The sequence below is a fragment of the Bartonella sp. AU18XJBT genome, from assembly GCF_028618595.1.
Taxonomy (GTDB): Bacteria; Pseudomonadota; Alphaproteobacteria; order Rhizobiales; family Rhizobiaceae; genus Bartonella.
Genome location: NZ_JAQITE010000061.1, coordinates 1 through 5,547 on the forward strand (window position 1 = coordinate 1; position 5,547 = coordinate 5,547).

At 40.2% G+C, this 5,547-nt stretch carries 5 protein-coding genes; all 5 read right to left on the reverse strand.

Features of this window, described 5'->3' with window-relative positions; translation table 11 throughout:
- A partial coding sequence (locus tag PVV60_RS09360; protein WP_273724524.1) for a DUF6990 domain-containing protein occupies positions 1-1,988 on the reverse strand: 1,988 nt, incomplete at its 3' end.
- 5 nt (positions 1,989-1,993) lie between these two features.
- The gene (locus PVV60_RS09365) at positions 1,994-2,458 is read right to left on the reverse strand and encodes an SMI1/KNR4 family protein (protein WP_273724525.1); all 465 of its coding nucleotides are present in this window, start codon (positions 2,456-2,458) and stop codon (positions 1,994-1,996) included.
- Positions 2,455-2,928, reverse strand: coding sequence for an SMI1/KNR4 family protein (locus PVV60_RS09370; protein WP_273724526.1), 474 nt, complete (start codon positions 2,926-2,928; stop codon positions 2,455-2,457). Before PVV60_RS09370 ends, PVV60_RS09365 begins: the two co-directional genes overlap by 4 nt.
- Before the next feature lie 54 nt (positions 2,929-2,982).
- A complete protein-coding gene (locus PVV60_RS09375) occupies positions 2,983-3,552 on the reverse strand; it encodes an SMI1/KNR4 family protein (protein WP_273724527.1) in 570 nt (189 codons plus the stop codon).
- Between the two features lie 64 nt (positions 3,553-3,616).
- The coding region (locus tag PVV60_RS09380; protein WP_273724528.1) for a DUF637 domain-containing protein at positions 3,617-5,547 on the reverse strand (1,931 nt) is incomplete at its 5' end.

Here is a 5,547-nt window from a genome sequence, read left to right on the forward strand (position 1 = left end):
TAGCTTGCCATATAGTCATCTTCATTGATTTTCTCGGTTGACCAGCCTAGGCTTTTTAAAAGTGCATGAGCACTTTCCATGGTGAGACGATCATCAGTGTCATCTGCTTCATCTACTTCTTCTGCCGCTTCAACAGAAGTTGTTTTAGAAGCAACAGATGCTGTTTGCTGATCCAAGCTTAAAATCGGTGCATTTTTCGGAAAACCTGCTCGATAACCCCGTGCAAGAGTAAGAGAGTTGTCGATTGTATATTTCGTGATACCTTCCACAAAGCCTAGATGGTTCTTTGCCCTGAAACTTTCCTTATAAAATTTGAGCTTTTCAACATCCCCAATAAGAATAAGCGCAATAAAATGGCGTATTATAAGATCATATTCACTATTTGTTGGCAAATCCGCATAATCATAGATGATTTGATTGACATTTTGCCGATCAGCCCAGCACAAAATATCAGCACAGATCTGCTTCAGTTTACCTTCATCCAATTCAGTACTAGAAACTGCATAAACTTCTTCTGATTCTTTAAGAACGGTATATTGGGGAGTATTGATGAAAATAGATCGATAAGCTGTAGAAAAACCAAGTGTTGAAAGAGAAACCTTGAAGGTAACAAATGGTGTCTCTCCTTTTTTATCAAGGTCGTACACTATATTAATGATACGATCTTTCTTTATAAAATAAGCATTGCAATTGTAATTTTTATCACGATAGACTGTCCAGTCCATCCTTTTTAAGTCTTCAGAAACTGTCTTAAGAAAAGACAAATCTTGTAAACTAAGACGATCATCTATGGCTTTTCGCTCATTAAGGATTTTCAGATATTCTTCAGCAAATTGAACGGCATGGTTAATATATCTCTCTACTTCACTGTCATCCAAAATCTCAGAAATCGTACCTGCTTCTAAAAAATTTTGATAAGATTTCAGGACATCAATTTGACCTGTCAATGCTAAACAAGCCAAATGCCAGACTATACGTATATTGTAGCTATATTTTTGGATAAGCGTTTTGCTTTCTATTGATGCTTGTAAATCTTGGGCACGCGCCCACTGTATTATCCGCTCAGAGATTTTGATAAGCTCTTGCTCATCTAATGTCTCTACACAAATATCAATGCCTTTACCAAAACCACTAAAAATTCCCCCCCCAATCGTATTAAAAGAATTATAAAGCCCCGTAGGAGAAACGCACCAATATTCCTCACTATAGTGAATACAATTGCAAGCTACAGAAATCATTTCATTAGATATTTCAGCTTCAATACGGACATTGTAATTGTCATGGAGACGTATAAAACCAAAATCAAATTGAATAAAGCGGTCGGGCAAAATCAACCACATTTTTCCAGGCTCCGTAGCAAACCACCCTTGTGTTTTGAGAACGCGCATTGCTGCTGTGAGGCTTATCGAGCGCTGTTTGGTTTTTTTGCGCGTTAGAATATCATCCAACTCCCCATTTTTATAGGCTTGCGCAAAAAAAAGCAGGCGATCATCCGATGTCATTGTTTTATAATCAGCAAATTCTGGCACAGATAGTTTTGGAGTAGATCTATCACTCCTTAAAGCCTCCACATCACCAAGTAATGCTTGTGCAACGGCAGAATGATTAGTAGCTTCCTCGCGTAATTTTTTTTCAATATCCTGTGCTTGCGCCCATGCAACCACTTTGTTTAAAGCGGTTGTGATATGGCTTTCGGAAAGATCTGGAGCTTTAACATTAAAATCCTCCTTCGCGTAAAACAGCACATCTTCATATTTACGCTGTGATTTTTCACCTCTAGAATATTCCCAGCCAAGACAATAAGCAGCGGTGGTGAGATCAGCCGAAAGCAAAAACTCTTTGCCTCTCTCTCCATAATTTTTTACACCATAGCCAATGCCAATAATGCGATCGGGAAGATGATAATGCGCAAAAGTATCACCCACGTTATCACGATAAGGCTCCCAGCCCAGTCTTTTTAAAATCTCTGTGACATCTTTTGTTTGCATCGTCATTACCCCCCAGCATGTTCCTTAATTCTTTTACAGAGAAATTCATAAAAATTACTTGCATAATAATGTGATGCTCCAGATGGAATCTCGACGTAGAGTGGGCATTCACCATCCTGAAACTGCGTATAATCAAAATAAAAGGTTTCATCAAAATCAGCTTCACACACGATAAGCTGTTCTGCTATCACAAAACCACGTTTTCTATCATTTAAATTCTGAAAAACAATATCACCAGCAGGAATACCTACATAATCCCCATAAATGCTAAATATTTCTTCACAACCAATTTCTCCTCCTCCGTAATTTTTTAAAAAACTCTTGTAGGAAGTTGTAAACTGCAAACCGAGAGTTTTTTCTGCTTTTTCAATTAGTACATCATCAACTCCATCATCAGCAGTACCAAAATCGATACTATCGCTATATTTATCAACTAGTACTGCAACATCAGCTAAGGTATAAGTTTTCACAAATCTTCCCCTGCGTGCTCTTTAATTCTTTTACAGAGAAATTCATAAAAATTACTTGCATAATAATGTGACGCTCCAGATGGAATCTTGACGTAGAGTGGGCATTCACCATCCTGAAACTGAGTATAATCAAAGTAAAATGTCTCACCAAAATCAGTTCTACTCACAACAAGCTGCTGTGGTTTTGCTAAACCATTTTCTATATCCGTTATATGATAATAAACAATATCATCACTACGAGAAATTTCAAAATTTGTATTATAAACACTTAATATTTCCTCACCACAGATCTCCGCTCTTCCATAATTCTTCAAAAAATTTTTGTAGGAGGATGTGAATTGCAATTTAAGAATCCCCTCTGCTTTTTCAATCAGTGCATCATCAACTGCTTCATCTGTAGAGCCAAAATCGATACTATCGCTATATTTATCAACTAGTACTACAACATCATCTAAGGTATAGGTTTTCATAGATGATCCTCAAAACGTGCGTGATAGACGTTCCGTATTTCCTCACTATCAACTTCACCTCTTCCATAGTTTTTTCCAAAAGCTCTTGTAAAAAGGGATAGGTTGCGGAGTGGGAGTGTGCTCAGTCTTTTCAATCGGTTGGTCACCTTCAGGTATCTCTTCTCCCGCGTGTACTTTAATTCTTTTGCAAAGGAATTCATAAAAATTACTGGCGTAATATTCGCAATTATCCAATGGATACATAACATAGATTGGACATTCTCCATCCCGAAACTGCGTATAATCAAAATAAAAAATTTCATCAAAATCAGCGTAACACACGACAAGCTGTTCTGATGTTGCAAAACCATCTCTTCTATCATTTAAGTTTTGGAAAACAATATCACCACCAGGGATATCTGCTCCACACTCCTTATAAAGGCTAAAGATTTCTTCACCACCAATTTCTCCTCCTACATATTTTTTTAAAAAGCTCTTATAAGAAGATGTGAATTGCAAATCGAGAGCTTTCTCCGCCTTTTCAATCCGTAGATCATCAGCCGCATTTTCTTCAGTACGAAAATTGATAATATCATTATATTTATCAACTAATTCTACAACATCATCTAAGGTATAGGTTTTCATCAATTATTCTCCATAAATTATTCTATAAGCTGCTGTCTTTCTCTTTTCACCAACCGGTAGATCACTACTGCCGATGCTCCTGTCCCCATCTGTCAAAATCTATCCCTATGATACTCCATTTCATGTCGATTATTCCTCCTAAATTATTGTTTTTTTGTTCTCTATACCCTCTAGCACGTTCCTTCCAATATTCCTCTCTCCAATTACCAAACTTGTCTCTCTCTATAAGCGATTGATGTGTTTTGGAAGGAGCATGAATCACGGAATTATATTTGTTATGAGATTCCTTGCTCATTTCTGCTATGGGACCTTCAGGCGTTTGTGATAAATGATGCAATTCAACAGATCTTCCATCAAATCCTATCGGTGCTCTTCCTGCTTCCATTCTCTCAACATTGGTGCCCCACACTTCTTTTTTGTTTACTGTCCATTTAGAAATTCTGTTAGGATCAAACAAATCGTCTCTCTGATAGGCTTTGTTAGTCTGTCCAAATTTGCTATCGGTAAATTTAGTGGGTTTCTTTTTTAACCAAAGCTTTTTTTCTTTAGCAGCGAGTTTAGTTAGTTCTTTCTTCGCCGCAAGTTTGTCAGGATCTCCTTGAGCTGCAAGTTTGGCAAGATTTTTCTTGGAAGCAAATTGGGCAAAATCTTTCCTAGCAATGAACTTGATCACAGCCTTGTTGCCAAGATTTATAGCTCCCTTGGCTGCTCCAGCACCTCCAGCAAAGTTTTCTAATACTCCGGCTGATAATCTTCCACTTTCAAAACCAGCATTAAAAGCTCCGTCAACCCCCGCTTTTTCAATATTCTCTTTTACGTAATCTATATCCCCTATAAACGCATTCTCAACACCTCCCCAGAATTGACCAGCACCTTCCCAGGCATCATCAATCACATGTCCACTCACGACCCAAGACGCTCCTGTTCCAATGTCTTTAACAGCCCTTTTCGCGCCCCCCCATGGATTGATAGCAAATATCATTATTTGTAACATCATGTTCTTCACAGCGCCATCAGCTAACTCGTATAACTTGATTGGTGCATCGGCAATGAGACCAGCCATAATTCCTGTCGCAAAAGTTCTATCTTGTTGTTCATCAATCTCGAACCATTTTTCGTTAACCTCTCTTCGACACTGATCATCAGGGCACTCTTCTAACTCTTTCTTCATCTGAGCGCGTTGTGCACTCCCCAAAAAGTTATTTGCAGCGGCATTACCAGCGGCATCAGCGCCGGCATCAACATCGCCACCGGCAAGGGCAGCGGAAAATCCCCCCACAGCCCGTGCGACATCAATGGTGTGGTCTCTAAAGTCAGCAAACTCAGCATCAATCCTTGCAGTGATGCGGGCTTGCTCTTCCGCAGTTGGGGTGCGACCGTTTAGGTCCCCCACTTCCTCTTTCACAATGCCTTGCACCCACAATTTAAACTGGAGCATAGCAGTTGCTTCGCCGACAGCCCCGCCGATAGCACCGGCAGAGCAAGCGCCACTCGCAACCGCGCCTTTTAAGCAGCCAAGACCAGCATGGGCAACGATCTGCGTGACCGTATTTATTTTGCCTTCTGCCTTGGCAGTACCAATTTCTTCTGCCAACGATTTGCCAACCGTATCAGACAGAGCGATGCGCAGATTGTTAAAAAAGTTCTTGTCAAGAGAGCCGCCTTCAAGAGCCGTTTGCACGCCTGTGCCAATAGCGGCTTTGATCAGGTTCTTTTTCGCTTCAAGGGCGATACGATCGACAAAAGGAGCGGTTTTTGGCAAAGATTGTCCAACACCTGCCATTTCCGTTAGTTGGCTGGTTAAGCCTGCTGTCAACATCGACGAGACAATGCTGAGAACATTCTTTGAAGAGCCAAGCTCATGCAAAGCGCCGGCAATGTTGCCGCGATTATTGACAAGAGCCACAGCGCTTTTGTTAATCAGCGCTTGGACACCTGCCTGTATCGCCGCATTCATGGCGGTGCTCGAGCCAAGCCCTAAAGCACCGGTAATGG